The following is a 23,094-nucleotide window of genomic DNA, read 5'->3' as shown; positions in this document are numbered from 1 at the left end:
GGTAAACCCTAGATCCCGAGACCGGGGCCGCACTCAGCGGCGGCGACGTACACGAAATCAAGTTCGTAACCGTTCTTTTACAACTGATTCCGTACTTTTCCCCGGATCCTGTGGTGGAATGCAGCGCTAAGTGAACAATCGACTGGAGCAGCGATGACCACGACAGCTACCCCGGACCCACCCTCCGGCTCGGTAACCATCACCGGCCTGACCAAGACCTATGGCCAGGCCACGGCGGTCGACGGCCTGGATCTGGAGATCCGGGCAGGCGAGTTCATCTCGCTGCTCGGCCCTTCGGGCTGCGGCAAGACCACGACGCTACGCATGATCGCCGGCTTCGAGAAGCCCGATTCCGGCAGCATCATCATCGGCGGCAAGAACGTCGTCAGGCTCGCGCCCTACCAGCGCGACGTGAACACGGTCTTCCAGGCGTACGCGCTGTTTCCGCACAAGTCCGTCGCGGAGAACGTCGCCTACGGCCTGCAGCAGCGCAAGACGCCCAGGGCCGAGGTCCGCGAGCGGGTCGTCGAGGCGCTGCGGATGGTGCGCATGCTCGACTTCGCCGACCGCGGCCCGGCCCAGCTCTCCGGCGGCCAGCAGCAGCGGGTGGCGCTCGCCCGGGCGCTGGTCAACCGTCCCGGCGTCCTCCTCCTCGACGAGCCGCTGGGCGCCCTGGACCGCCAGCTGCGCGAGGAGATGCAGCTCGAGCTCAAGCTCCTCCAGTCCCGCCTCGGGATCACCTTCGTGTTCGTCACCCACGACCAGCACGAGGCGCTCGCGATGAGCGACCGGATCGCGATCATGCGCGCCGGGCGGATCGAGCAGCTCGCCGACGCCGAGACCGTCTACAACCAGCCCGCCAGCGCGTACGTCGCCGGCTTCGTCGGCCAGCAGAACTTCCTGCACGGCGAGGTCAGCTCCGACGGCACCACCGTCGAGACCCCCTTCGTGGTCGTCGAGGGTCCCGCGAAGCCCGACGGGAAGCCCGGCGAGGCCCACCAGGCCGCGATCCGGCCCGAGATGATCTCGATCGAGCCGCGAGCCGAGTCCGGGACGGCGACGGCGAGCCTCAACTCCGTATCCGGCGAGGTCCTCCAGGTCTCCCCGCTCGGCGAGGTGATCCAGTACCTCGTCACGGTCACCGACGAGGTCAGCCTGCTGATCCGCCGCCCCACCCACGGCGCCGCCCGACTCTCCCCCGGCGATCCTGTCCTCTGCGGTTGGGCCGCCGAGGACGTACGTCTCTTCCCCCTCGACACCCCGCTCGACCCGTCCACCGCTAGGAGCCCACAGTGAACAAGCCTGTCAACAAGAGTGGCAACGTACGCATCCTGGCCAGCCATGCCGGCGCGCGAGCGATCCGCCAGGAGCTCTCGCGGCGCCACTTCCTGAGCCTCGCCGCGCTCGCCGGTGCCGGCGTCGCGCTGAGCGCCTGCGGCTCGGGTGAGTCGGGCAGCACCGCCGTCGAGCCGGGCGGCGGCGCGACCGGCGGGCCGGTGGAGAAGTCGCTGTCGATCTACACCTGGGGCGACTACGACGCCCCCGAGGTGATCGACGCCTTCGGCAAGACCGGCCCGAAGGTGACGCTCGACTCCTACGGCTCCAACGAGGAGCTGATCTCGAAGCTGGTCGCGGCCGAGGGCACCAGCGGCTACGACATCGTCGTGCCGACCGGGGTCTACATCCCGCAGCTGATCGAGAACGAGATCATCGTCCCGCTCAACAAGGACCTGATCCCCAACATGGCCAAGGTGGACCCGCAGTTCCTCGGCCAGGACTGGGACCCGGAGAACGAGTACTCGGTGTGCAAGTGCTGGGGCACCACCGGGTTCGTCTACGACACCACCGTGATCAAGCGTGACCTGGTGACCTGGAACGACTTCATCGACGCGATGCAGAACGAGGCCTCGGGCAAGACCTCGCTGCTCGACGACCCGCAGGGTGTCGCGGGCCTCTACTTCTGGGCCAACGACATCGACTGGAACACCGAGGACATGGCCGACTACGACGCCTACGAGGCCGAGGCGGTCGAGAAATGGGCACCGCACATCGCCGGCTTCGACTCCTACCCGGCCACCGGCGCGATGCAGCAGAACACCTTCGCCCTGATGCAGAACTGGAACGGCGACTCCCGCCTCGGGATCCTCGAGCACAAGCAGCCCGATCGCTGGAAGTGGGTCCTGGCCGGCCCGACGACCGAGCTGTGGATGGACAACTGGTGCATCGCGGCCGGTGCGCCCCACCCGGAGGCCGCGCACGCGTTCCTCGACTACGTGCTGGACCCGGAGAACTCGTTCCTGGAGATGGACTACATCGGCTACAACACCGGCGCGCTGGGCATCGAGGAGATGGCCGCGGAGCGCGGTGTCGAGCTGCCCGAGATGATCTTCTTCACCGACGAGCAGATCGCCACCATGAAGAACGGGGCCGTCAACGAGGCTCAGGACCGGCGTACGGAGGTCTACGACAAGCTGAAGGCCGCCGCCAGTGCGTAAGCGTCTCCCCGGTTTCGTCCTCGCCGTACCCGCGTGGCTGTGGTTGACGGTCTTCTTCGTGGTGCCGTTCCTGCAGATCGCCTGGTTCAGCTTCGGGGAGAAGCCCGGGATGTTCGGCACCCACAGCAACGCGGTGATGTCGCTGGACCGCTACGCCGAGGCGTTCAGCCCGACCTTCTTCACGATCTTCCGGGCGACGCTGTGGATGAGCGTGCTGGGGACCGTCGCCTGCCTGCTGATCGCGTTGCCGGCTGCGTACTTCATGGCGGTGAAGGTCCCAGCGAACCGGCGTGGGCTGCTGGTCGCCCTGGTGATGGTCCCCTATTGGACCTCGTTCCTGATCCGGACGATCGGCTGGAAGGTGATCCTGTCCTCCGAGGGCGCCCTGGCCGGGTTCCTGACCGACGTCGGCCTGGTCGCCGACCCGCACGACCTGCTCAACACCCGCGGTGCGGTGCTGCTGGGCCTGATCTACAACTATCTGCCGCTGATGATCCTGCCGATGTACGTCGCCTTCGACCGCGTCGACAACGCCCTCGGTGAGGCGTCCAAGGACCTCGGCGCCGACCGGCTGCGGACGTTCTTTCAGGTCACGCTGCCGTTGGCGCGGCCCGGGATCATCGCCGGCATCGTTCTGGTCTTCATCCCGATGATGGGCGACTACGTGACCCCGGCGGTCCTCGGCGGCGCGAAGGGCACGATGGTCGGCTCCCTGATCGCCAGCCAGTTCCTGACCGCGCAGAACTGGGCGCTGGGCTCGGCCATGGCGGTCGTCCTCATCCTGCTCACGATGCTCATCGTCGTCCTGGCCATCACGCTGATGTGGGCCGTGGGATGGCTCCTGCACAGGCGCAGCAAGCTGGTCATCGGAACCGTCCACACCAAGCAGGTGACCGCATGAGCAGGCCGTCCGGAACAAATCTCGCGCTCGGCGCGTGGACCACGCTTGTCTTCCTCTTCCTGTTCGCCCCGATCATCGTGATCGGCATCTACTCCTTCAACGGCGGCCGATTGCTCACCGCCTGGGACGGCTTCAGCCTGGAACCGTTCACGGCGATCATCGAGCGCCCGACCGTACGCCACACCGTCGCCGTCTCCCTGCAGACCGCCGTGGTCGCCGCCCTCCTGGCGAGCGTGCTCGGCACCCTGGCCGGGATGGCGATGGCGCGGTTCCCGGGCCGCTGGGCGGGGCCGTTCACGCTGCTGTTGCTGCTGGTCTCGGTGACGCCCGAGATCGTCGACGGCATCGCGCTGCTCCCCTGGTTCGTGACGCTCGGGCAGGACTGGTCGCTGCTGCCGTTCAACAACGGCTACGTACGCCTCGTGGTCGGCCACTCGCTCTTTGCGACAGCGGTCGTCACCTACATCGTCCGGGCCCGCCTGGTCGGTCTGGACGCGTCGCTGGAGGAGGCCTCGGCGGACCTCTATGCGCGGCCGGTGGCAACCTTCTTCAAGGTCACGATCCCGCTGGTCGGCCCGGCGGTGCTGGCCGGTGGGCTGCTGGCCTTCACGCTGAGCCTCGACAACACGGTGATCTCCTCGTTCATCAACGTCTCCGGCACGACCTCGTGGCCGGTCTACGTGCTCTCCTCGGTCCGCTCCGGTCTCAAGCCCGAGATCGCCGCGGTCTCCACGATCCTGCTGGTCTTCACGCTCCTGGTCCTCGGCCTGGTGGCGCTCGTGCTCAAGCGCTCGGGCTCCTCGGTCACCGACACCATGGCCGTCAACTGATGGGCGGTGGCGCCCTCCCGGCGGACCTGCTGCTGCGCGGTGGTCGCGTGCTGCGCGAGGGCCGCTGGGCGGACGCGGCTCTCGCCGTCCGTGACGGGCGGATCGTGGCCGTCGGCGAGGAGCTCGAAGCGCTGGCCGGCCCTGAGACTGTGGTCGAGGAGCTCGACGGCCGCTGGGTCCTGCCCGCCTTCCACGACTCCCACGTGCACCCGATCCAGGCCGGGCTGGAGATGAACCAGTGCGACCTGACCGGTCTCTCGACCCTCGAGGGCTACCTGGACGCCATCGGTTCCTACGCCGCGGCCAACCCCGGACGTGCCTGGGTCACCGGCGGTGGCTGGTCGATGGACTCCTTCCCGGGTGGGGTGCCGAGCGCCGAGCCCCTCGACCGGCTCCTTCCCGACCGGCCGGTCTTCCTGCCCAACCGCGACCACCACTCCGCCTGGGTGAACAGCCGCGCGCTCGAGATCGCCGGCATCGATGCGGCTACGCCCGATCCGGGCGACGGGCGCATCGAGCGTGACTCCGCAGGCCGGCCGACCGGCGCACTGCACGAGGGTGCGATGGCGCTGGTCGGCTCGCTGGTCCCCGCCCCGACCCCACGCGACCTGACCGAGGCGCTGCTCACCGCACAGCGCCATCTCCACTCCGTCGGCATCGTGGGCTGGCAGGACGCGCTGGTCGGCGCCGGCCTCGGCATGCCCGACTCGCTGCCGACCTATGTCGCCGCCAACGACTCCGGCGTGCTCACCGCGAAGGTCGTCCTCGCCCAGTGGTGGGACCGCGACCGCGGCCTGGAGCAGCTGCCCGAGCTGATCTCGCGCCGCGCTCTTGCCGCTCAGGTGGGGCTGGACGCGGCCAGCGTGAAGCTGATGCAGGACGGCGTCTGCGAGACCCACACGGCCGCCATGCTCGACCCCTACCTCGACTCCCACGGTCATCTCACCGACAACCGCGGGCTCTCCTTCATCCCGGCCGACGCCCTGGCGACGTACGTCGCGGCGCTGGACGCCAACGGGTTCCAGGCGCACATCCACGCGCTCGGGGACCGCGCGGTCCGCGACAGCCTGGACGCGATCGAGCACGCGCGGGCGGCCAACGGGGCCAGCGGTCTGCGCCACCATCTGGCCCACGTCCAGGTCGTCGACGCGGCCGATGTCGCTCGGTTCGCCGCGCTCGAGGTCACCGCCAACATCCAGCCGCTGTGGGCGTGCCTGGACGAGGCGGTGGAGGTGCTGACCCTGCCGTTCCTGGCACCGGCTGCCCGCGACCAGCAGTACGTGTTCGGGTCGCTGCTGCGTACGGGTGCCCGGATCGCGTGCGGCAGCGACTGGCCGGTCTCCGACCCGGCGCCGCTGCTCGGCATGCACGTCGCGGTCAACCGCCGCTCCCCCGACCAGCCCGCCGACGCCACCCCGCTGCTTCCCGAGGAGGCGCTGACGGTCGCCGAGGCCCTCGCCGGCTACACCACCGGCACCGCCTACCTGAACCGTCTCGAAGGGTCCACGGGCCGAATCGAGTCCGGGTACGCGGCCGACCTGGTCGTCGTCGACCACGACATCCTCGGCGAGGACACGACCGTCCTCGGCCGGACCCGGGTGACGAACACCTACGTCGACGGTCGCGAGGTCCACCGGCGCTGAGCGCGTGCAAGACTCGTCGGCATGATCATCTTCGGGCTCAAGGCCTACACGCGACTGCTGGCCACGCTCTCGCTGGTCTGTCCCCACTGCCGCCAGCAGGCGGCCCATCGCCTGTTCGAGGTCGTCAACAAGTTCACCCTCTTCTTCATCCCGCTCTTCCCCGTCAGCAAGTCACGCCGGATGGACTGCACCTACTGCGGCTACGCCTCGAAGCTGTCCAAGGAGCAGGCGGACCAGCTCCAGTCCGCCCCACGTCCGAGCGTCGGCTGATCCTCGGCGGCTTTCACAGGAACCCCACAGCCCGGGCAGGAGGTCCTCACGGATCCGGACGTCAGAGTCAGGTCAACGCACCAGACAGACGTCAAGGAGAACCGAATGAGCCGCGTACCCGAACCCGAGAACACCCCTGAAGGCCCCGCCTATGAGGGCCGCCTGCTGGCCCGCCCCGAGGAGGAGGTGGTCGACCAGGGTGCCGGCTTCGACATCTCGACGCTGCTGACCCGCCGCCGGGTCCTCGGGCTCGTCGGGGTCGGGGTCGGGGCAGCAGCCCTGGCCGCCTGCGGCGCCAGCTCGTCGGGCTCGAGCTCGTCCGGCTCCTCGAGCACCTCGACCGGCGGCTCCGCCTCCAACACCTCCACGACCGCCGACGGCGAGATCCCGCAGGAGACCAACGGCCCCTACCCGGCCGACGGGACCAACGGCACCAACGTGCTGACCGAGTCCGGGATCGTACGCAGCGACATCACCTCCAGTCTCGACGGCGGCACCACGGTCGACGGTGTGCCGCTCACCTTCACCTTCACGGTCACCGACATGGCCAACGACAACGTGCCCTTCGAGGGCGTCGCGGTCTACCTGTGGCAGTGCGACGCGCAGGGCCTCTACTCGATGTACTCCGAGGGCGTCGAGGACGAGACGTACCTCCGCGGTGTCCAGGTCGCCGACGCCAAGGGTCAGGTGACCTTCAAGACGATCGTGCCGGGCTGCTACACCGGTCGCTGGACCCACATGCACTTCGAGGTCTACCCCGACGCCGACTCGGCGACGACCGGCGACAACGCCATCGCGACCTCGCAGGTCGCCTTCCCCGAGAAGATGCTCAACAAGGTCTACGAGCTCGACACCTACGCGGGCTCGGCCGACAACCTCACCCAGGTCAGCCTCGAGAACGACAACGTCTTCAGCGACGGCTACGACCTCGAGATGGGCAAGTTCAGCGGCAGCCCGAGCGCCGGCTACAAGGGCTCGCTCTCGGTCGCCGTCGACACCACCACCGAGGCCTCCATGGGCGGCGCGCCCGGCGGCGGTGCCCCGCCCGAGGGTGGTGACGGTGGCACTCCGCCGGAGCCCCCGACCGAGTAACTCGTCCAGACCATCATCCAGGAGATCATCATGTTGCAGAACCTCACGGGCTGGCACGCCCTCGTCATCCTCGCCATCATCCTGCTCGTCTTCGGCTCGGCGAAGCTGCCGGCCCTCGCCCGGAGCGTCGGCCAGTCCGTACGCATCCTCAAGGACGAGACCCACGAGGCCGTGACCGACCGCAGGGCGTCATGACCACCGCCACCGCCGCACCGGTCACCGCCCCTCCGACCGCGAAGGGGACCATGCCCGTCGCCGGCCACCTGCGCGAGGCGAGCAGGCGTGGGATCCGTGCGGCGGTGGCGCTCCTCGTCGGCGTGGTCGTCGGCTTCTGGCTCTCCGACCAGATCCTGGAGGTCCTGCGTTCCCCGATCGAGCAGATCGCCCAGTCCCAGGACGCCAGCCTCAACTACGACACCGTCACCGGTGCCTTCGACCTCAAGCTCAAGATCGCGCTCTTCACCGGCGTGATCCTCTCCAGCCCGATCTGGCTCGCCGAGCTGTTCGCGTACGTCACCCCCGGGCTGACCCGCCGCGAGCGGAAGTACACCTTCGGGTTCCTGGCGGCCGCGATCCCGCTCTTCGCCGCGGGATGCGCGTTCGGCTTCCTGCTCTTCCCGCACATGGTCGAGATGCTCGCCGGGTTCTCGTCGGCCGAGGACAGCACCATCCTCAACGCCGGCTACTACGTCGACTTCGTGATGAAGATGGTCCTCGCGATCGGGGTCGCGTTCGTGCTCCCGGTCTTCGTGGTCGTGCTCAACGCGCTCGGCCTGCTCCCCTCGAGCACCCTGCGGCGCAGCTGGCGCACCATCGTGGTCGTCATCGTGCTGTTCAGCGCGCTGGTGACACCGGCTGCCGACGTACTGTCGATGTTCCTCGTCGCCGCGCCGATGTCGGCCCTGTTCGCCGCCGCCGTCCTCATCACCCATCTGCACGACCGCCGACTGATCAGGAGCCAGCCATGTTCGGCCTGACCTTCGAGAAGCTCTTCCTGGTCGCGATCGTCGCCGGCCTCGTGATCGGCCCCCAGCGGCTCCCGATCTACACCCACCGGCTCGCCGAGCTGATCCGCTCCGTCCGAAGCTTCGTCGACGCGTCCAAGGCTCGGGCGGACCTCGAAGCCCTGGACGTACGCCAGTACGACCCGCGCCGGATCGTGCGGAAGGCACTCACCGAGCCAGCGTCCGCGCGGCCTGCAGACGAGGCTGACCTGGAGGAACAAGCAAGCCGCGTACGTCCCGGACAGAAGTATCTGGTCACCGGCGGCTCCGCGCATCCTCGCCGGATCCTGATCGACTCCCTGCCGGAGGACGACCCCCGCCGCCTCGCCGCCCACGTCCCAACTCCGGCCGCGGACGACGAGACCGAGCTCCTCCTGGCCGAGGTCGAGCAGCTCCTCGAGAATCCTGTCCGGAGCTAGTTGACCTTGCGTTCGCGGTCGCCCCAGTAGGGCTCGCGGAGCTTGAACTTCTGCAGCTTGCCGGTGGCCGTACGCGCCAGGGAGTCGCGGAACTCGACGACCGTCGGCGCCTTGTAGCCGGCGGCTCGTTCCTTGCTCCAGGCGATCAGCTCCTCCTGCGTCGCCTGGGCGCCCTCGGCGAGGACGACGAGGGCCAGGATGGTCTCGCCCCACTTCTCGCTGGGGATGCCGATGACAGCGACCTCGGCGACCGAGGGGTGCAGGAAGAGGACGTCCTCGACCTCGGCGCTCGAGACGTTCTCGCCGCCGGTGATGATGACGTCCTTGATGCGGTCGGAGATGGTGAGGTAGCCGTCGTCGCCGAGGCTGCCGCCGTCGCCGGTGTGGAACCAGCCGTCGGCCAGCGCCTTCTCGGTCTCCTCCGGTTTCTCCCAGTAGCCCTCGAGCACGACGTTGGAGCGGGCCAGGACCTCCTTGTCGGGCGAGATGTCGAGGCTCACCCCGATCGCGGGCGCGCCGGCGCGGGTCAGCTTCGCGGCGCGCTCCATCGGGTCGAGGTCGTCCCACTCGGCACGGGTGCGGTTGATGGTCAGCAGCGGCGAGGTCTCGGTGAGGCCGTAGATCTGGATGAACTCCCAGCCGAGCTCCTCCTGGACGCGGACGACCGTCTTCGTGGGCGGCGGCGCACCGGCCATGATGATCCGAACCTTGTCCCGTCCCGGGATCTCGCCCTCGGTCGCCTGCCACTGCGGAAGCGCGTCGAGCACGGCGGCCGCCACCGCGGGGGCGGCGCACATGTAGGTGACTCCGTGGTCGCGTACGCGGCGCAGGATCTCCATCCCGTCGACCTTGCGCAGCACGATGTGCTTGATGCCGAGGCCGGTCGCCGCGAACGGCATCCCCCAGCCGTTGGCGTGGAACATCGGCAGCGTGTGCAGGTAGACGTCGCGGTCGTTGCAACCGGCGTGCAGCGCGAAGGTCATCGCGTTGGTCCAGATGTTGCGGTGGGTGATCTGCACGCCCTTGGGCCGGGCGGTGGTGCCGGAGGTGTAGTTGATCGCCGCGGTCGCGTTCTCGTCCGGCTCCCACGGCTTCGGCTCGACACCCTCCGCGGCGTAGAGGTTGGCGTCGTCTCCGAGCACGAACCGATGCTTCGCGGTCACGTCCTTCAGCGCCTCGTCGACCTCGGGGTCGACCCAGAGCACCGAGGCGCCGGACTGCTCCACGATGTAGGAGACCTCGTCGGGACGGAGACGGAAGTTGACGGGCACCAAGATGCGCCCGTAGCCGGAGACGCCGTAGAACGCGGTCAGCAGTCGCGCCGAGTTGTGGGAGACGATCGCGACCCGCTCCCCCACCCCGATGCCGAGCTCGTCGAGCCTCGCCGCCATCCGCTTCGCGAGCGACTTCATCTCGGCGTACGTCACCTCCCCGAGGGAGGCCGCCGGCTGGTCGGGCTCGTCGATGATGCCCACCCGCTCGCCGTAGACGGCTGCGGCACGGTCGATGAAGTCGTTGACGCTGAACGGGACGAACACGGGCGTTACCTCCAGGTGCAAGTGGTGACCCGGATCACTGTATCGATGAGAGGTCTCTCATGGACCCCCACATCGGACAGGTGGTCAGGCACTATCGGAGGGTCATGTCCCGCACCCTGAAACTCATCCTCCCGCTGGTCGTCCTGGTGGCGGTCGGCGTCTACCTGGCCGCCTCCTTCGCCGGAGCCTCCGACAACGACCCGCCGCCTCGCGAGCCCGTCGTGCTGCCCTCGGAGAGCGTCTCGCCCTCCTCGCCCGGATCCCCGGGCTCCTCATCGAGCACGGATCCCTCGGGTGTCCCGGTCGTCACCCCTGGTCCCGTCGACGATGATGATGACGACGACGATGACCGCGACGACCGACATGACGACGACTGACCCTCAGCCACCCGGGACCACACCGCCCCCGCGGCGCCGGGGGCTGTCCGTGCGCGCCCGGATCACCGCCTCGGTCGCTCTACTGGTCACCCTCGCCCTGGCCGGCGCCGGTCTCATCGTCTACGTCGTCGAGCTCAGCCGGGTCGAGGCCGCGACCACGCGCGAGATGGAGCAGGAGCTCGACGAGTTCTCCAGGCTGCGCACCGAGGGCATCGACCCCGAGACCAGGGCACCGTACGACGTGGAGGGCCTGCTGCGGACGTTCCTGAGCCGCAACGTGCCCGACGACGACGAGCTCCTCGTCGCCTGGGTCGACGGCCGGGCGCGCGCACACTTCCCCGAAGACCCGCTGATCACCACCGCGCGGTTCAGCGAGGCCGTCGCCGATGTGGTCGTGGACGGCGGGACGACCTATCTCGACACCGCGGACGGCGAGGTACGCATCACCAGCCAGCCGGTGCGGCAGGACAACGCCCAGGGCACCACCGAGGGCGCCCTCCTCGTCGTCTCCTACCTCGACGAGGACCGTGCCGAGCTGCGCAGCACGATGCGCACCTACACGATCGTGGCCGCCCTTCTCGCCCTGCTCGTCACCGTGGTCGCGGCCTGGCAGTCCGGGCGGCTGCTGGCCCCGCTGACCAGACTCCGGCAGGCGACCGGAGCGGTCAACGCCACCGACCTCTCCGCCCGGCTGCCCGAGTCGGGCAACGACGACATCTCGGCCCTGACCAGGAACTTCAACGACATGCTGGCCCGGCTGGAGCAGGCGTTCTCCGACCAGCGCCAGTTCCTCGACGACGCGGGGCACGAGCTGCGTACGCCGCTGACGATCATCGGCGGCCACCTCGAGCTCCTCGATGAGTCCGACCCGGCCGAGGTCGAGCAGACCCGGCGGCTGGCGCTCGACGAGGTCGACCGGATGAGCCGTCTGGTCGGCGACCTGATCCTGCTGGCCAAGCACGACCGGCCCGACTTCCTCACCCTGGAGGAGGTCGACGTCGACACCCTCACCGAGGACATCCTGGCCAAGGCCAGCGCCCTCGCCGACCGCGACTGGCACCTCGACGCGGCGACTCCCGGCACCTGGCGCCTGGACCCGCAGCGGGTCACCCAGGCGATGCTGCAGCTGTGCGACAACGCCGCCGGACACACCGCGCCCGGCGACCGGATCGCGGTCGGCTCGGCGACCGTCGACGGCACCCTGCGGCTGTGGGTGCGCGACACCGGACCGGGCGTGCCGGCCGAGGACCGGGAGCGGATCTTCGAGCGGTTCGCGCGCAGCGCGGAGACCGGCTCGGGCGACCGGCCCGGACTCGGACTCGGCCTCGCCATCGTCTCCGCGATCGCCACCGCCCACGGCGGCACCGTGGGCGTCGAGGACGCGACACCCTCCGGCGCCCGCTTCACGATCACCCTGCCCGCACGCACCGAAGGAGAGGCATGGCCCGCATCCTGATCGTCGAGGACGAGGACCGCATCGCGGCCTTCCTCGCCAAGGGCCTGAGCGCCGACGGCCACCAGGTCAGCACCGTCGCCGACGGGCTGGAGGGACTCGAGGAGGCGCTGAGCGGCGCCTTCGACCTGATGGTGCTCGACATCGGCCTGCCGACCATCGACGGCTTCGAGGTGCTCGACCAGCTGCGCGCCCAGGGATCCCGGATGCCGGTGGTCGTGCTGACCGCCCGCGACTCGGTGCACGACACCGTCTCGGCGCTCGAGGGCGGCGCCGACGACTACCTGGCCAAGCCGTTCCGCTTCGCCGAGCTGCGGGCCCGGATCAACGTACGCCTGCGGCAGCAGGACAACACCGACGCCGAGGTGGGCGAGCTCCGCTCCGGTTCGGTGGGCCTGGACCTACGTACGCGGCGGCTGCGGGTCGACGGGCGCGAGAGCGACCTCTCGGCGCGTGAGTTCGCGCTTGCGGAGGTGCTGCTGCGGCATCCGGGGCAGGTCCTCTCCCGCGCGCAGCTGCTCGACCTGGCCTGGGGCATGGACTTCGACCCCGGCTCCAACGTCGTCGACGTCTACGTCGGCTACCTGCGCAAGAAGCTGGGCTCGGCCCGGGTCGAGACCGTACGCGGCATGGGCTACCGCTTCCAGCCCTGATCCCGGCTCCGGGAACGGCTGAGGGCCCGGCAGGCGCCGGGCCCTCAGCTGCAGGGGATGGGAGAAGGGTCAGTGGATCCGCAGGCCGCCCAGCGAGGCTCGCGGAAGCCGCTCCAGCGCGGGCGAGACGGTCTCGGCGATCTCCGCCGGGGCCGGCCGGTCACCGGCGGCCGGGGCGAGGCACGCCTCGATGACCTTGACGACCTCGGGCGGCGTACGCCTGGGGAGGTCGCCGGGGCCGGAGACGAGCTGCGGGTAGCGCTCGGTGCGGTCAGCCGCCGACGGGTCGCCATGGGGGAACGGCCGCTCGCCGGTGACCGCGTGGAAGAGCGTCGCGCCGAGGGCCCAGACGTCGCTGGCGGGGCCGACCTCGCCCAGCTCGCCGGGCAGGCACTGCTCGGGGGCCATGTAGGCGTCGGTGCCGATCTCGTGGCGCAGAGCGGCCGCCGCTGCGGTCGGGCGGGCCACGGAGAGGTCGATCAGCCGGGCCGGCGAGCCCATGATCAGGTTGCTCGGCTTGATGTCGAGGTGCACCCAGCCGGAGCGCCGCAGGTAGTGCAGCGCCGAGGCGAGGTCGAGCGCCAGCGGCAGGTACTGCTGCTCCGGGAGGCGCCCGTGGCGGCGGACCAGCGTCGAGAGCCGGGGGCCCTCGACGTGCTCCATCACGACGTACGGGCGCTCGCCGTCGAGGTCCTCGCGCAGGCCGCGGACGAGGACCGGATGGCGCAGCTGCGTCAGTGCGTCGGTCTCGCGCCGCAGCGCGCTGCGGCTGGTCTCGCTGTCGATCAGGTTCGGTCGCAGGACCTTGGCGACGACCGGCCCGTAGGTGATCTCGTCGAAGGCCAGGAAGGCCTCGTACGACGAGCCGCCCCCGAGCAGCCGCATCGCGGTCAGCTCGGGGGTGATCGCGTCACCCTGGACCAGGCCCCAGGTGTCGGTCATCTTCGACTCAGCCCTGGGTCCGGTCGTTGGTGTTGTCGTTCCGCGTGTTGTCCCGCGTGTTGTCCCGCGTGTTGTCCTTGGTGTTGTCGTCCTTGGTGTTGTCGTCCTTGGTCTGGTCGTCGCGGGTGACCTTGTCGCGGGTGTTGTCCCGGGTGTTGTCCTTGGTCGCCCGGGTCACGCCGGTGCCGTTGGTCGCGGTGTCGTTGCCGGCGGCGTCGCGGGTGACGTCGTCGGCGTCGTTGTCGTCGTCATCGTCGACGGTGTTCACCTGGGTGTTGGACTTCTCCTCGCGCTTGGCATAGCCGTCGTCATCGACAGCGGCAGCGCTCTGGTAGCTGAACACAGCGGCCGCGACCACGCCGACCAGGCCGGTCCCGAGGATCATCGGAAACTTCTTCATCATTCGTCCCTTCAGGTTCTGCCCCGGGTGTTCCCGGCGCCATGCAAGAACCATCTCGACCCGCGGTGAGGTGATCGTGAGATGACCATGAGAGCTCTCTCATCCGCGAGCCGGTTCGGGTCCTGGGGCCGGTGGTGGTAGGAACGTCCCGTGCAAAGCAGCGAGCGGCGCGAGATCGCGCTCAAGGTCGGTGTACTGCTGCTGGTCGGGGTGCTGATCTCGGTCGCCGGGTACGGCTACTCGCGCTCGCGCTTCCGCGAGCACGCCATCGAGCAGTCCGAGACGGCCGCCAGCCAGTTCGCGCGGACCACGAGCTGGACCACGGTCGAGGCGAAGCCGGAGCTGGTGGCGCAGTGGGCGCGGGCCTGTCCCTCGGTCCAGACCCCGCCCACCGAGAAGACGGCTGACGCGCGCGGTCACCTGGAGAAGGTACGCATCACCTCCACCGACCTCACCGAGACCGGCGCCACGGTGGAGCTGACCCCCGACGGCGGTCAGTCCGTGTTCACCTTCGAGGTCGCCCGCTCCGGCGAGGGCAAGGACGAGGAGTGGCGGGTCACCGAGGTCACCTGCGCAGCCGGTTGATCGAGCGCGTGTCACATCCCCTGTCAGTGGGTACCACACCGATATGGACACTGCTGGATTCACCAACCTGTTGACCCGACCCGGGCCGTACGCCACCGTGCTGGCCGATGTCAGCCAGGACTCGGAGAACGCGGCCCACGCCAAGGAGCTGCGGGTGCGCGCCGCCTGTGAAGAGCTCTCCGCCCAGGGGGCTCCCCCGGGCGTCGTCGCCCAGGTCTCCGACCGGCTGGAGGCGAACGTACGTCAGCCTGCCCCGCTCGCGCGGGTCGTCGTCGCGACGCCCGAGGGGATCGCCTACGACGAGGTCGCCGTTGCCGCGGTCCCCCACCCGGTCGCGACCTGGGACATGCTGCCCGACCTCGGCTCCTGGATCGCCGCGCGCGAGACGTCGATGCCGTTCGTGCTGGTCCTGGCCGACCACACCGGTGGCGAGATCTCGCTGTGGGACTCAGGACTGCCGCAGCCGACGAGCACGACCACCGCGGAGGGCGACGAGCTCGAGCACGTCCACAAGATCCGGGACAACGTCGGGTGGGCCGCCTACCGCATGCAGCAGACCACCGACAACGTCTGGCGCCACAGCGCCGACAAGGTCGCCGAGGAGGTGACCAGGCTGGTCCGCGACCACGGCCATGAGCTCGTCCTCATCGGCGGCGACCCGACGACGGTGGGCAGACTGCGCGACGACCTCTCCGGGCTGTCGGCCGAGGTGGTCGAGCTGGCGAGCGGTCAGCGCGCCGAGGACGGCGGCGACCACGCTCGCAACGAGGCGATCCGCAGCGCGCTGCTGGACCAGGTCGTACGCCGCCGCACGGCGCTGGTACGTCGGCTCGAGGAGGCCTGGGGCCGGGGCGAGCGCGAGGCCACCGGCGTACGCGACGTTGCCGACGCCTTCGTCACCGGCCGCGTCGAGACCCTGCTGATCGACCCCGGCGCGCTGGCCGGCCGCATGCTCGACCCGGCGGATCATCCCGGCCTCACCTTCGGAGAGGCCCCGGTCTCCGGTCCGGTCGAGGCCGGCGAGGCGCTCATCGCCGCCGCGGTCCTCACCGACGCGGAGGTGTACGTCCTGCCCGCCAGCCTGCTCGGCGACGCCCCTGTGGCAGCGCTGCTGCGCTGGGCCTGACCCGGCTCAGCGGCACAGGATCAACGGCGCCAGGCCCTGAGCCGGTCCGGCTCGGGGTCGGGTGACTCGGTGGCCGCCCAGACCTTGCGCCACTCGGCGATCTCCTCGCCGGCGGGGTCGGGCGTGCGCTCCTCGGCAGCGCGGCGCATCGAGGCGTACCAGTCCGTGGCGTCCTCATCCAGCAGCCTCGCCACCGCCGTCCGGATCCGGGGCGCGAACTCGCGGATCGACTCGCCCTCGGCCGGGCGGAGCGGCTCCCCGAAGCGTACGGTCAGTTGGCGACGGCCGCCGGCCCTGTCCTTGCCGGGCCAGTTCACCCCGCGCGGCATCGCCGCGTAGGTGCCGCGATGGGCGATCGGGACGACGGGGACGCCGTACTCGATGGCCAGGTAGGCGGCGCCGGACCGGAACCGGCCGACGGTGCCGTCCTTGGACCGGGTGCCCTCCGGGAAGACGACCAGCGACCAGCCGTCGGCGAGCACCTCCCCGGGTGCGTTCGCGAGCGCGCCCCCGCGTCGGTCGATCGGCAGCGTGTTGAAGACCAGCGAGGAGCCCACCGCCCGCCACCAGGTGTCGAAGAAGTAGTCGGCCGCGGCCGCCACCGCCGTACGCCGCCGCCACTGGTCCGGAAGGCTCAGCAGGATCAGCGGAGTGTCCAGGTGGGAGGCGTGGTTGGCCACGAAGATCACCGGCCCGTCGAGCCTCTCGAGCACGTCCAGCCCCTCGACCTGGGTCTTCACCTGCGACCGGAAGACCGCCTCGAGCCCGGCCTGCGCGACCTCCCTGACCGCTCGCGCGGCCGGCCTGCGCGACCACTCGTTGTCGAAGACCGTCGTCGTAGCCGGCGGCACGAACGGCTCCGCCGACCGCGGCACCTGCGCCCGGTGACCCCACCGCCAGCCTCTTTGGAAGAGCCGTACGTCGCGGGCGGTGTCCTTCCAGAAACTACTCATGAGCCGCCCCCGCTGGTCTCGACACGCTCGCTGGCGCTCGCGGCTCGACCGACGATGGCGCTCATCGGACGTCCGCCAGGAGGTGCGGAGGGTTGCGGAGGTAGGTGATCGACGGGGACGGGCCGACGGTCGAGCTCGCCATCTCGAGCGCATCCCGCAACGTCGACGCGCTCCGGAAGCCCATCCGCGCGGCGGCCTTGGGGTTGCCGCCGACCCAGATGACGTCGCCGAGGTGGTCGAGGGCGTGCGCGATCCAGTACCACATGTAGAACGGGTGGACGCCGTGGTAGGCGTTCGAGGTGCGGTAGAGGTGGACGTACCAGGGGTCCGTGGCGAACTGCTCCTCGAACTTCGGCCCGATCAGCGCCGGGTCGTTCGTGTCGGCCAGCACCTCCTCGTAGAAGTCGACGTAGGAGGGGTGCGTCAGGGTGTTGAAGCCCTCGTCGAGCGGGTGGTAGAGGATCGCGACGCCACCCGCGCGCACGACCGGCTGGCGCAGGTAGGAGTTGAAGTAGTAGCCCAGCCCCATGCAGGCGGCCAGGATCGGGTTCATGGTCGAGTTGACGTTGTAGGGGCCGAGATAGGGCACCCCCATCACCATCACGTCGGACTGCCCCTCGACCTTGACCCGCTGCTGCTGGTGGACGCGCTGCACCGTCAGCTCGTGCACCGGCTCGACGGCGCCGGCGGTGATCCCGGTCAGCCCGTAGTTGGAGCGCAGGTCGTGGAACATCTTGTGGCGCATCTTCTGCGGCGCGACCGCCAGCCCGCGGCGCAGGCCGAGCACGGTGGCCTGGTCGCGCAGCGACCACTCCCACTCGCGCTTGAGCAGCGTGTCGTACGGCTTCCCGAACACCTCGTTGTCGAGCGTCGTCTCGATCTGGAAGACCTTGACGTGCTCGCCGATCAGCCGGCCCATCCGCCAGGCCGAGGAGTGCATCTCGGAGTGCTTGTGGTCCATGAACGAGCGCGAGTGCACCATCGTCTTGGCGTTGTGGTGGTGCTTGATCGACTTGTAGGAGGCCAGCCCGATGCCGACCGACTTGTGGCCGCCGTCCATCGCGACGAGGTTCACGTTGACGTAGATCAGCAGGTCGGAGGTGGCCGCCCGCTTGTTGATCTCGACATCCTCGCCCTTCTCGGTGACGCCCATGTGCTCGAGGTTGGCGCGGTCTTCGGCGTCGTGGTTGTAGAGCAGCCCCTGCGGCGCGAAGCTGCGAAAGACGCGCTCGCCGACGATGTGCTTCATCTCGGCGTCGGTCATCCGGCGGTGCAGGGCCAGCGCGGCGATGATCTCGACGTCGTCGACGCCCTTCTCGGCCGCGATCGTGAGCACCTGCTCGATGATCCGGCCCCGGATGTCGGGCGCCTTCATGGTCGGCAGCGGCAGCGAGAGGTCGTCGAAGGCGATCGTCAGCCGCATCCCCGGGAACATCAGCTCCCGCAGCGGTTCGGAGTCGACCGGGTTCTCCAGCGACTCCCGGATCGCCGCGTCCACGTCTGGCACCGTCGGCAGCGACTCCGGCGGGTAGATCACCCGGGTGCCCTGCGGGAACTCCTCCAGCCTGAACCCGAGCCCCTCGTGGACGAGCAGGGGCGGCGTACGGTCGTCGACCTCCAGCACGAAACCTGGTCGTGTCATCGTGTCTCTCCTTCTTCAGGACGTACGTCTCGGGTCGAACGCCACCTTGACGGTGCCGAGCCGACCGGCTGAGTGGGCATGGTCGAGCGCCTCGCGCCAGCGATGGAGCGGGTAGGGCGCGACGGTCTTGGCCAGGCGGCACATGGCGTCGTGGCCGACCAGGTCGAGGGCGGTGGCGAAGTCGCCGGAGCCGCGCGAGGAGGCGTACGTCCCGACCACCTCGAGCTCCCGGAACCAGGCCGCGGACAGATCGGCGGAGGCGGGCATCCCGGAGAGCACCACGCGTCCACCCGCGCGGGTGGCGTGCAGGCAGGTCTGCAGCGACTCCTTGGAGCCGACCGCGTCGACGGTCACGTCCACGCCGCCGAGGAGGTAGGGCGAGGAGAGCATCTCCGGCTCGAGCATGAACGCGCTGGTCGCGCGCCTGATCCTGCGCAGCGTCTCCGACGGCGCGACGACCTCGGTGGCGCCGAACTCGAGCGCCAGCTCGCGCTGATGAGCGTGCTTGGCGACCACCAGGATCTCACCGGCGTCGGTGAGCTCGCGCAGGGCCAGCGTGGCCAGCAGCCCGACCGCCCCGGCACCCGAGACGAGCACGCGGTCACCGGGCTTGACCGCGGCCCGGCGAGCGGTGTGCACCGCACAGGCGACCGGCTCGGCGAGCAGCGCCTGCTCGTCGGAGTAGCCGTCGGGCACCACGTGGAGCTGGGAGCGGTGCACCGAGAGCTGCTGCGACCAGCCACCGCCGGTGTCGTGACAGAACCCGGTCTGCAGCCCGGAGGAGATGTCGCCGACGGTGATCCGGGAGCACCGGTTGGTCTCGCCCCGCGCACACGCCTCGCACGCCTCCAGCCCGCGCGCGGCGCAGGTCAGGACCGGGTCGACGACCACGCGGGTCCCGGCCGCCAGGTCGCCGCAGGGGTCGAGCAGCTCGCCCACGATCTCGTGGCCGGGCACGAACGGCAGGCTCACCAGCGGCTGGAAGTAGAGGCTCGTCCTCCCCGACAGCATCCCGAGGTCGGAGCCGCAGATGCCGGACAGGGAGACCCGCAGCCGCGCCCATCCGTCGTGCTCGACCCGTGGCGGGTCGAGCGTCACCATCCGCAGCGGCGCCGCCGCCCCGGTCAGCAGCAGCGGCAGCCGTCCGCCGGCGACCTTCCCCAGCGCCGTCTTGGCGACGCTGCGGTACATCTCGAGCGCGAGCATTCAGCCCCTCCTCATCGGTGCAGCCCAGCCGGGTCGAGCGTCCGGCTCGCGTGGCCCGGCGACTCCCAGTCGACGATGGTCCAGTGCGACTTCTTGGCGTGGCGGAAGAGAGGTACGTCGGGCCGGACCGCCACCGGGTGTCCGACCGCGGCGAGCAGCGGGAGGTCGGAGTGGGAGTCGGCGTAGGCGAAGCTGTCGGCCGGCGAGATGCCCTCGCGGCGCGACCACTCCCGAACGAAAGCCCCGCGCGACTCCCCGACCAGCGGCGACGCGGCCATGTGGCCGGTGCAGAACCCACGGTCGTCGACGGCCAGATCTGCCGCCTCGATGTGGTCGAACAGCGGCATCAGCGGCCTGGTCAGCGGCCGGATCGCGCCGGTGACCAGCACCGTGACGTGCCCCGCCGCCCGGTGCTCCCGGATCCGCCGGACCGCGTCCGGGGCCAGCCGACCGAGGATGTGCGTGGTCAGGTGCTCGTCGACGATCTCGTCCAGCTCGGAGAGCCGGGCGCCGGCGTACTCCTTGTAGACCGTACGCAGCAGCGTGCCGCGCTCGGTGCGGTCCGCCCACACGTAGCCGGGCACCTTGCTCGCCATCCGGGCGATCTCGGCCGCCTTCTGGGAGCCGGAGAGCTCACCGAGCCGCAGCCACAGGTAGGTCTCGATCACGTTGGAGGACATCAGGGTGCCGTCGAGGTCGAAGAAGGCCGCGACCCGCCCGTCCTTGAGCTGAGGCAACCGGCCGGAGTCGGGCCGCTTCCGCAGCTTGCGCAGCTCGTCGAGCTCACGGACCGGCTTGGTCACCGACGGCACGTGGATGTCGTGGAGGTATTCGTGCCAGTCGATCACGCCGGTGTCGAAGGCGAAGGTCTCCTGGTCGGCCGGCGACAGCGACCGATAGAGCGCGAGCGTGTTTTCGTCGACGAAGCGCAGGTCGGCCTGGGCGTACTCCTTGTAGAGATCCAGGTAGCGACGCAGGAACTGCAGCCGCCGACCCTGCCGGTCGAGGTCGCGCGCCCAGCTGCGGGTGCGGTCGCTACGTGGAGCCATCCCCAGCAGCCTGTCGGCGATCTTGTGGACCCTCTCCCCGGTCACCATCATCCGCTCGACCGAGGCCCCGCCCGGGAACGTCCACTCCGGCAGTCGGGCCGCGCCGCGGTCACCGGCCGCGAACGGCTCCTTGGAGAAGTAGGCCCGCACGGTCTCGTAGAGCATCCCGAAGGTCACCGGGTTGCGGTCGCCGGAAGCGAGATGGAAGTAGGCCGGTTCGCCGTGCTCGGGCGGGTGCGCCAGGCACGCCACGATCGAGGCGACGACGTGGTCGACCGGCACGATGTCGACGGGGGTGTCCGCGGCTGCGGGGAAGAGCGGCAGCTCGCCGCGGCCGTAGGCGAGGATCAGCGGCTCGGCCATCTTGAAGCCCTCGATCCAGCCCGGATAGGGGCGGGAGACGGCCGACTCGATGATCGCCGGGCGGTAGATCGTGGCCCGGTTCCCCGCTGCGGCGTGGGCTTCGACCACGCGCTCGCCCAGCGCCTTGGTGAACGTGTAGGCGTCGGTCCAGCCCAGCGACCGCGCTCGCTCGGTGCCGAGGCGTACGAGCTCGTCCTTCACCCACTTCTTGCGCGCCTCCTCGGCGGCAGCGGCGGCGGTCATCAGACCTGCCCGACCGTGCTCGCGCTCGGCCTGCTTGCGCAGCTTGGAGATCACCTCGACGCCGCGCGAGCGCTCCTCGACGGCCGCCCGCTGCGCCAGCCCCCAGGCCAGCTCGGCGTCCACGTCGACGGAGTGGTCGACCGGCCCCTCGGGGATGTGTCCACGGCGCCGCCCGGAGACGTACGCGGTCGAGACGTGCAGGTAGTGGATGTCCCGCCCCGTCTCCGCGACCCGCCTGAGCAGCTCGCGGACGCCGACGACGTTGGTGACGAACCCTTCGTCGACCGGCGGGTCGAAGGAGACATCGCCCGCGGAGTGCACCACGGCGTCGAGATCGTCCGGCAGCGACGGCGGAGCGGAGAGATCGCCCTCGACGACGTTCACCTCCGCGTCCGAGACGGACTCGAAGATCGGCTTGGTCAGCATCTTCGCGATCCGGTCCGCCCCCGATGTCGACCCCTTGGGCCGGACCAGGACGCTGAGACGTACGTCCGGCACCTCGGTCAGCATCAGATGCAGCAGCGCCTCGCCGACGAACCCGGTCACTCCCGTGAGCAGCACATGCTGCCCCGCGAGCCGCTCCCGAATGGAGGCCCGAGGATCGTCGTCGTAATGGTTTCCCTGCGCCAGGTCAGAGGTCACGGTTGCGATTGTGCCCGCTCGAGGCAACCCCCGTGACTCCTTTTCCGGGCTCGACCTGAGAAACTGCGTGGAACCCCCGAAACCCCGAGGAGCCATACGTGTCGAGGAAGCTGCTGAGCGTCGCAGCCGTCCTCTTGGCGACCGCTCTCGCCGGCTGCGGCTCCGGGGAGCCCACCACCAGCAGCCCTGGCCCGAGCCCGTCGACCTCCTCCCCCGTCGAAGCCTCCGGACCCTGTCTCTTCGAACCTGGTCAGGTCGCCAGCGCCATCCCCGGATCCTGGTCGCATACCGCCGACGAGGACGTCTGCACCTACACCAGCGACCGGGGCGCGATCTTCGTGACGACCTTGGTCGACACCTCCGTCTCTGCCGGGCTCTCCGCCAGCCGGGAGGACTGCATCTCCTCTCCTGCGCCGGTTGAGATCGACGACCGGGCGTTCGTGTGTATCGAGTCGCACGATGACGGCGATCTCGTGGTCGGCAATGTTGCTGTCGGGAGTCGGCTGTGGTCGCTTGTCATCGTCCCTGATCAAGGGGTTCACGATGCTGAGGTAAGTGCGATGGGGCGGCTCGTGGAGATGGTTGCCGACTGACCCCTTGGTCGAACTCCGTCTACCGGAGTCCACCGAGACGGAGGGCATCTTCGATCTCGCTGAGTTTCGCGGAGGGCAGGGCGCCTGCTCGCTCGATCAGGTCGTCTCGGGACAGGGTCGTCAGCCACGTGCAGGGGGTGAAGCCTGGGCGCGGCAACGCAAACCGGACCACGCCTTCAAAGGGCAGTCCTTCGGTGGCGCCTACTGCCACTTCGACGCCCAAGCCGGTGATGTCGACACCCGCCGGGGCGACTACCTGCATCACCTGGATCCCGGACGCGTCCTCGTCCGACAGCAGCACCACCGGCCGACGCTCGTCGAACTCCACCCACCAGACTTCGCCACGTTGCACATGTCCTCCTGACACGCTACGGCACGCCACAGGTCTCAGCGTGACCCTATCTGCTGGCTGGAGGCGTTCGGGTCTAATGGGCCGGATAGCGGGAACGCGCGTCGAGCCGCCTTGCCCTCGCTGGTCGAGCCGCTCTGCCCCGCTGGTCGAGCCGCCGGAGCCGCTAGGCGGAGGCGTGTCGAGACCAACACGGTTCTCTTGCTGGGGAAACCTCGCTTAACGACTGTGCTTCGTTTCAAGGTTCGCCGCCGACCCTTGATTTGAGTGTTTCTCGATCGCGCACCGCGTCAAGGACGGGCTTCGCCCGCCGGCTTCGCCGGCCG

Annotated in this window: 24 protein-coding genes; 16 read left to right on the top strand and 8 right to left on the bottom strand. The window is 69.8% G+C overall.

Annotation, left to right across the window (positions count from 1 at the left end):
• Positions 1 to 153 precede the first annotated feature (153 nt).
• The 10 genes from ABZU72_RS18240 (at position 154) to ABZU72_RS18195 (ending at position 8,654) form a co-directional block, all read left to right on the top strand.
• Positions 154 to 1,296 (top strand): ABC transporter ATP-binding protein, encoded by a 1,143-nt coding sequence (locus ABZU72_RS18240; protein WP_355020242.1) that lies wholly within the window; start codon positions 154 to 156, stop codon positions 1,294 to 1,296.
• Positions 1,293 to 2,495: a spermidine/putrescine ABC transporter substrate-binding protein gene (locus tag ABZU72_RS18235; protein WP_355020241.1), complete on the top strand. Its 1,203-nt coding sequence runs from the start codon at positions 1,293 to 1,295 to the stop codon at positions 2,493 to 2,495. Before ABZU72_RS18240 ends, ABZU72_RS18235 begins: the two co-directional genes overlap by 4 nt.
• On the top strand, positions 2,488 to 3,396 hold the full coding sequence (locus ABZU72_RS18230) for an ABC transporter permease (RefSeq protein WP_355020240.1): 909 nt from the start codon (positions 2,488 to 2,490) through the stop codon (positions 3,394 to 3,396). The genes ABZU72_RS18235 and ABZU72_RS18230 overlap by 8 nt, the downstream gene beginning before the upstream one ends.
• Positions 3,393 to 4,226 carry an ABC transporter permease gene (locus tag ABZU72_RS18225; RefSeq protein ID WP_160021945.1) on the top strand — a complete coding sequence of 278 codons (834 nt, stop codon included), beginning with the start codon at positions 3,393 to 3,395 and terminating at the stop codon, positions 4,224 to 4,226. Before ABZU72_RS18230 ends, ABZU72_RS18225 begins: the two co-directional genes overlap by 4 nt.
• Positions 4,226 to 5,869 carry an amidohydrolase gene (locus ABZU72_RS18220; protein ID WP_355020239.1) on the top strand — a complete coding sequence of 548 codons (1,644 nt, stop codon included), beginning with the start codon at positions 4,226 to 4,228 and terminating at the stop codon, positions 5,867 to 5,869. Before ABZU72_RS18225 ends, ABZU72_RS18220 begins: the two co-directional genes overlap by 1 nt.
• A 21-nt stretch (positions 5,870 to 5,890) precedes the next feature.
• Positions 5,891 to 6,139, top strand: a complete 249-nt coding sequence (locus ABZU72_RS18215) for a zinc-ribbon domain-containing protein (protein WP_355020238.1) — start codon at positions 5,891 to 5,893, stop codon at positions 6,137 to 6,139.
• Positions 6,140 to 6,244: 105 nt separating this feature from the next.
• Positions 6,245 to 7,231 carry an intradiol ring-cleavage dioxygenase gene (locus ABZU72_RS18210; protein WP_355020237.1) on the top strand — a complete coding sequence of 329 codons (987 nt, stop codon included), beginning with the start codon at positions 6,245 to 6,247 and terminating at the stop codon, positions 7,229 to 7,231.
• A gap of 30 nt (positions 7,232 to 7,261) precedes the next feature.
• Positions 7,262 to 7,426, top strand: coding sequence for a twin-arginine translocase TatA/TatE family subunit (gene tatA, locus ABZU72_RS18205; protein WP_355020236.1), 165 nt, complete (start codon positions 7,262 to 7,264; stop codon positions 7,424 to 7,426).
• Entirely contained in the window at positions 7,423 to 8,208 is a 786-nt protein-coding gene (tatC, locus tag ABZU72_RS18200; protein ID WP_355020235.1) for a twin-arginine translocase subunit TatC, read from the top strand. The genes tatA and tatC overlap by 4 nt, the downstream gene beginning before the upstream one ends.
• Positions 8,196 to 8,654: a hypothetical protein gene (locus ABZU72_RS18195; protein WP_355020234.1), complete on the top strand. Its 459-nt coding sequence runs from the start codon at positions 8,196 to 8,198 to the stop codon at positions 8,652 to 8,654. Before tatC ends, ABZU72_RS18195 begins: the two co-directional genes overlap by 13 nt.
• Here ABZU72_RS18195 and ABZU72_RS18190 read toward each other — a convergent pair.
• Positions 8,651 to 10,192 carry an AMP-binding protein gene (locus ABZU72_RS18190; protein WP_355020233.1) on the bottom strand — a complete coding sequence of 514 codons (1,542 nt, stop codon included), beginning with the start codon at positions 10,190 to 10,192 and terminating at the stop codon, positions 8,651 to 8,653. The genes ABZU72_RS18195 and ABZU72_RS18190 overlap by 4 nt on opposite strands.
• A 104-nt stretch (positions 10,193 to 10,296) precedes the next feature.
• On the opposite strand from ABZU72_RS18190, the gene ABZU72_RS18185 reads away from it, so the two are divergent.
• Genes ABZU72_RS18185 through ABZU72_RS18175 form a run of 3 tightly spaced genes read left to right on the top strand, consistent with a single transcriptional unit; the run spans position 10,297 to position 12,675 of the window.
• Positions 10,297 to 10,569 (top strand): hypothetical protein, encoded by a 273-nt coding sequence (locus ABZU72_RS18185; RefSeq protein WP_355020232.1) that lies wholly within the window; start codon positions 10,297 to 10,299, stop codon positions 10,567 to 10,569.
• Positions 10,538 to 12,025, top strand: coding sequence for a HAMP domain-containing sensor histidine kinase (locus ABZU72_RS18180; RefSeq protein WP_355020231.1), 1,488 nt, complete (start codon positions 10,538 to 10,540; stop codon positions 12,023 to 12,025). The genes ABZU72_RS18185 and ABZU72_RS18180 overlap by 32 nt, the downstream gene beginning before the upstream one ends.
• A complete protein-coding gene (locus ABZU72_RS18175; RefSeq protein WP_350666096.1) occupies positions 12,010 to 12,675 on the top strand; it encodes a response regulator transcription factor in 666 nt (221 codons plus the stop codon). The genes ABZU72_RS18180 and ABZU72_RS18175 overlap by 16 nt, the downstream gene beginning before the upstream one ends.
• Positions 12,676 to 12,744: 69 nt before the next feature.
• Here the strand turns inward: ABZU72_RS18175 and ABZU72_RS18170 are convergent, their stop codons facing one another.
• A complete protein-coding gene (locus ABZU72_RS18170; protein ID WP_355020230.1) occupies positions 12,745 to 13,617 on the bottom strand; it encodes a serine/threonine-protein kinase in 873 nt (290 codons plus the stop codon).
• Positions 13,618 to 13,624: 7 nt separating this feature from the next.
• On the bottom strand, positions 13,625 to 14,017 hold the full coding sequence (locus tag ABZU72_RS18165) for a hypothetical protein (protein WP_355020229.1): 393 nt from the start codon (positions 14,015 to 14,017) through the stop codon (positions 13,625 to 13,627).
• A 150-nt stretch (positions 14,018 to 14,167) separates the two neighbouring features.
• Between ABZU72_RS18165 and ABZU72_RS18160 the strand changes: the two genes are divergently transcribed.
• Complete coding sequence (locus tag ABZU72_RS18160) at positions 14,168 to 14,602, top strand: hypothetical protein (protein WP_355020228.1); 435 nt, start codon at positions 14,168 to 14,170, stop codon at positions 14,600 to 14,602.
• Between the two features lie 43 nt (positions 14,603 to 14,645).
• Positions 14,646 to 15,728 (top strand): Vms1/Ankzf1 family peptidyl-tRNA hydrolase, encoded by a 1,083-nt coding sequence (locus ABZU72_RS18155; protein ID WP_355020227.1) that lies wholly within the window; start codon positions 14,646 to 14,648, stop codon positions 15,726 to 15,728.
• A gap of 20 nt (positions 15,729 to 15,748) precedes the next feature.
• Here ABZU72_RS18155 and ABZU72_RS18150 read toward each other — a convergent pair whose 3' ends face one another.
• The 4 genes from ABZU72_RS18150 to ABZU72_RS18135 form a co-directional block, all read right to left on the bottom strand.
• Positions 15,749 to 16,681, bottom strand: coding sequence for a lysophospholipid acyltransferase family protein (locus ABZU72_RS18150; RefSeq protein ID WP_355020226.1), 933 nt, complete (start codon positions 16,679 to 16,681; stop codon positions 15,749 to 15,751).
• A gap of 61 nt (positions 16,682 to 16,742) precedes the next feature.
• The gene (locus ABZU72_RS18145) at positions 16,743 to 18,323 is read right to left on the bottom strand and encodes a lactate racemase domain-containing protein (protein ID WP_355020225.1); all 1,581 of its coding nucleotides are present in this window, start codon (positions 18,321 to 18,323) and stop codon (positions 16,743 to 16,745) included.
• A gap of 15 nt (positions 18,324 to 18,338) precedes the next feature.
• Positions 18,339 to 19,529, bottom strand: a complete 1,191-nt coding sequence (locus tag ABZU72_RS18140) for a zinc-binding dehydrogenase (RefSeq protein ID WP_160021914.1) — start codon at positions 19,527 to 19,529, stop codon at positions 18,339 to 18,341.
• An 11-nt stretch (positions 19,530 to 19,540) separates the two neighbouring features.
• On the bottom strand, positions 19,541 to 21,826 hold the full coding sequence (locus ABZU72_RS18135) for an HAD-IB family phosphatase (protein ID WP_355020224.1): 2,286 nt from the start codon (positions 21,824 to 21,826) through the stop codon (positions 19,541 to 19,543).
• Between the two features lie 98 nt (positions 21,827 to 21,924).
• Here ABZU72_RS18135 and ABZU72_RS18130 point away from each other — a divergent pair, with 98 nt between their 5' ends.
• Entirely contained in the window at positions 21,925 to 22,419 is a 495-nt protein-coding gene (locus tag ABZU72_RS18130; protein ID WP_355020223.1) for a hypothetical protein, read from the top strand.
• A 19-nt stretch (positions 22,420 to 22,438) separates the two neighbouring features.
• Here ABZU72_RS18130 and ABZU72_RS18125 read toward each other — a convergent pair whose 3' ends face one another.
• Positions 22,439 to 22,771, bottom strand: coding sequence for a type II toxin-antitoxin system PemK/MazF family toxin (locus ABZU72_RS18125; RefSeq protein WP_355020222.1), 333 nt, complete (start codon positions 22,769 to 22,771; stop codon positions 22,439 to 22,441).
• Positions 22,772 to 23,094: the final 323 nt, after the last annotated feature.

Source organism: Nocardioides sp. NPDC004968 (genome assembly GCF_040608935.1).
Classification (GTDB): Bacteria; Actinomycetota; Actinomycetes; order Propionibacteriales; family Nocardioidaceae; genus Nocardioides.
The sequence above is the reverse complement of the archived record's forward strand: the minus strand, read 5'-3'. Positions and strand labels throughout refer to the sequence as shown.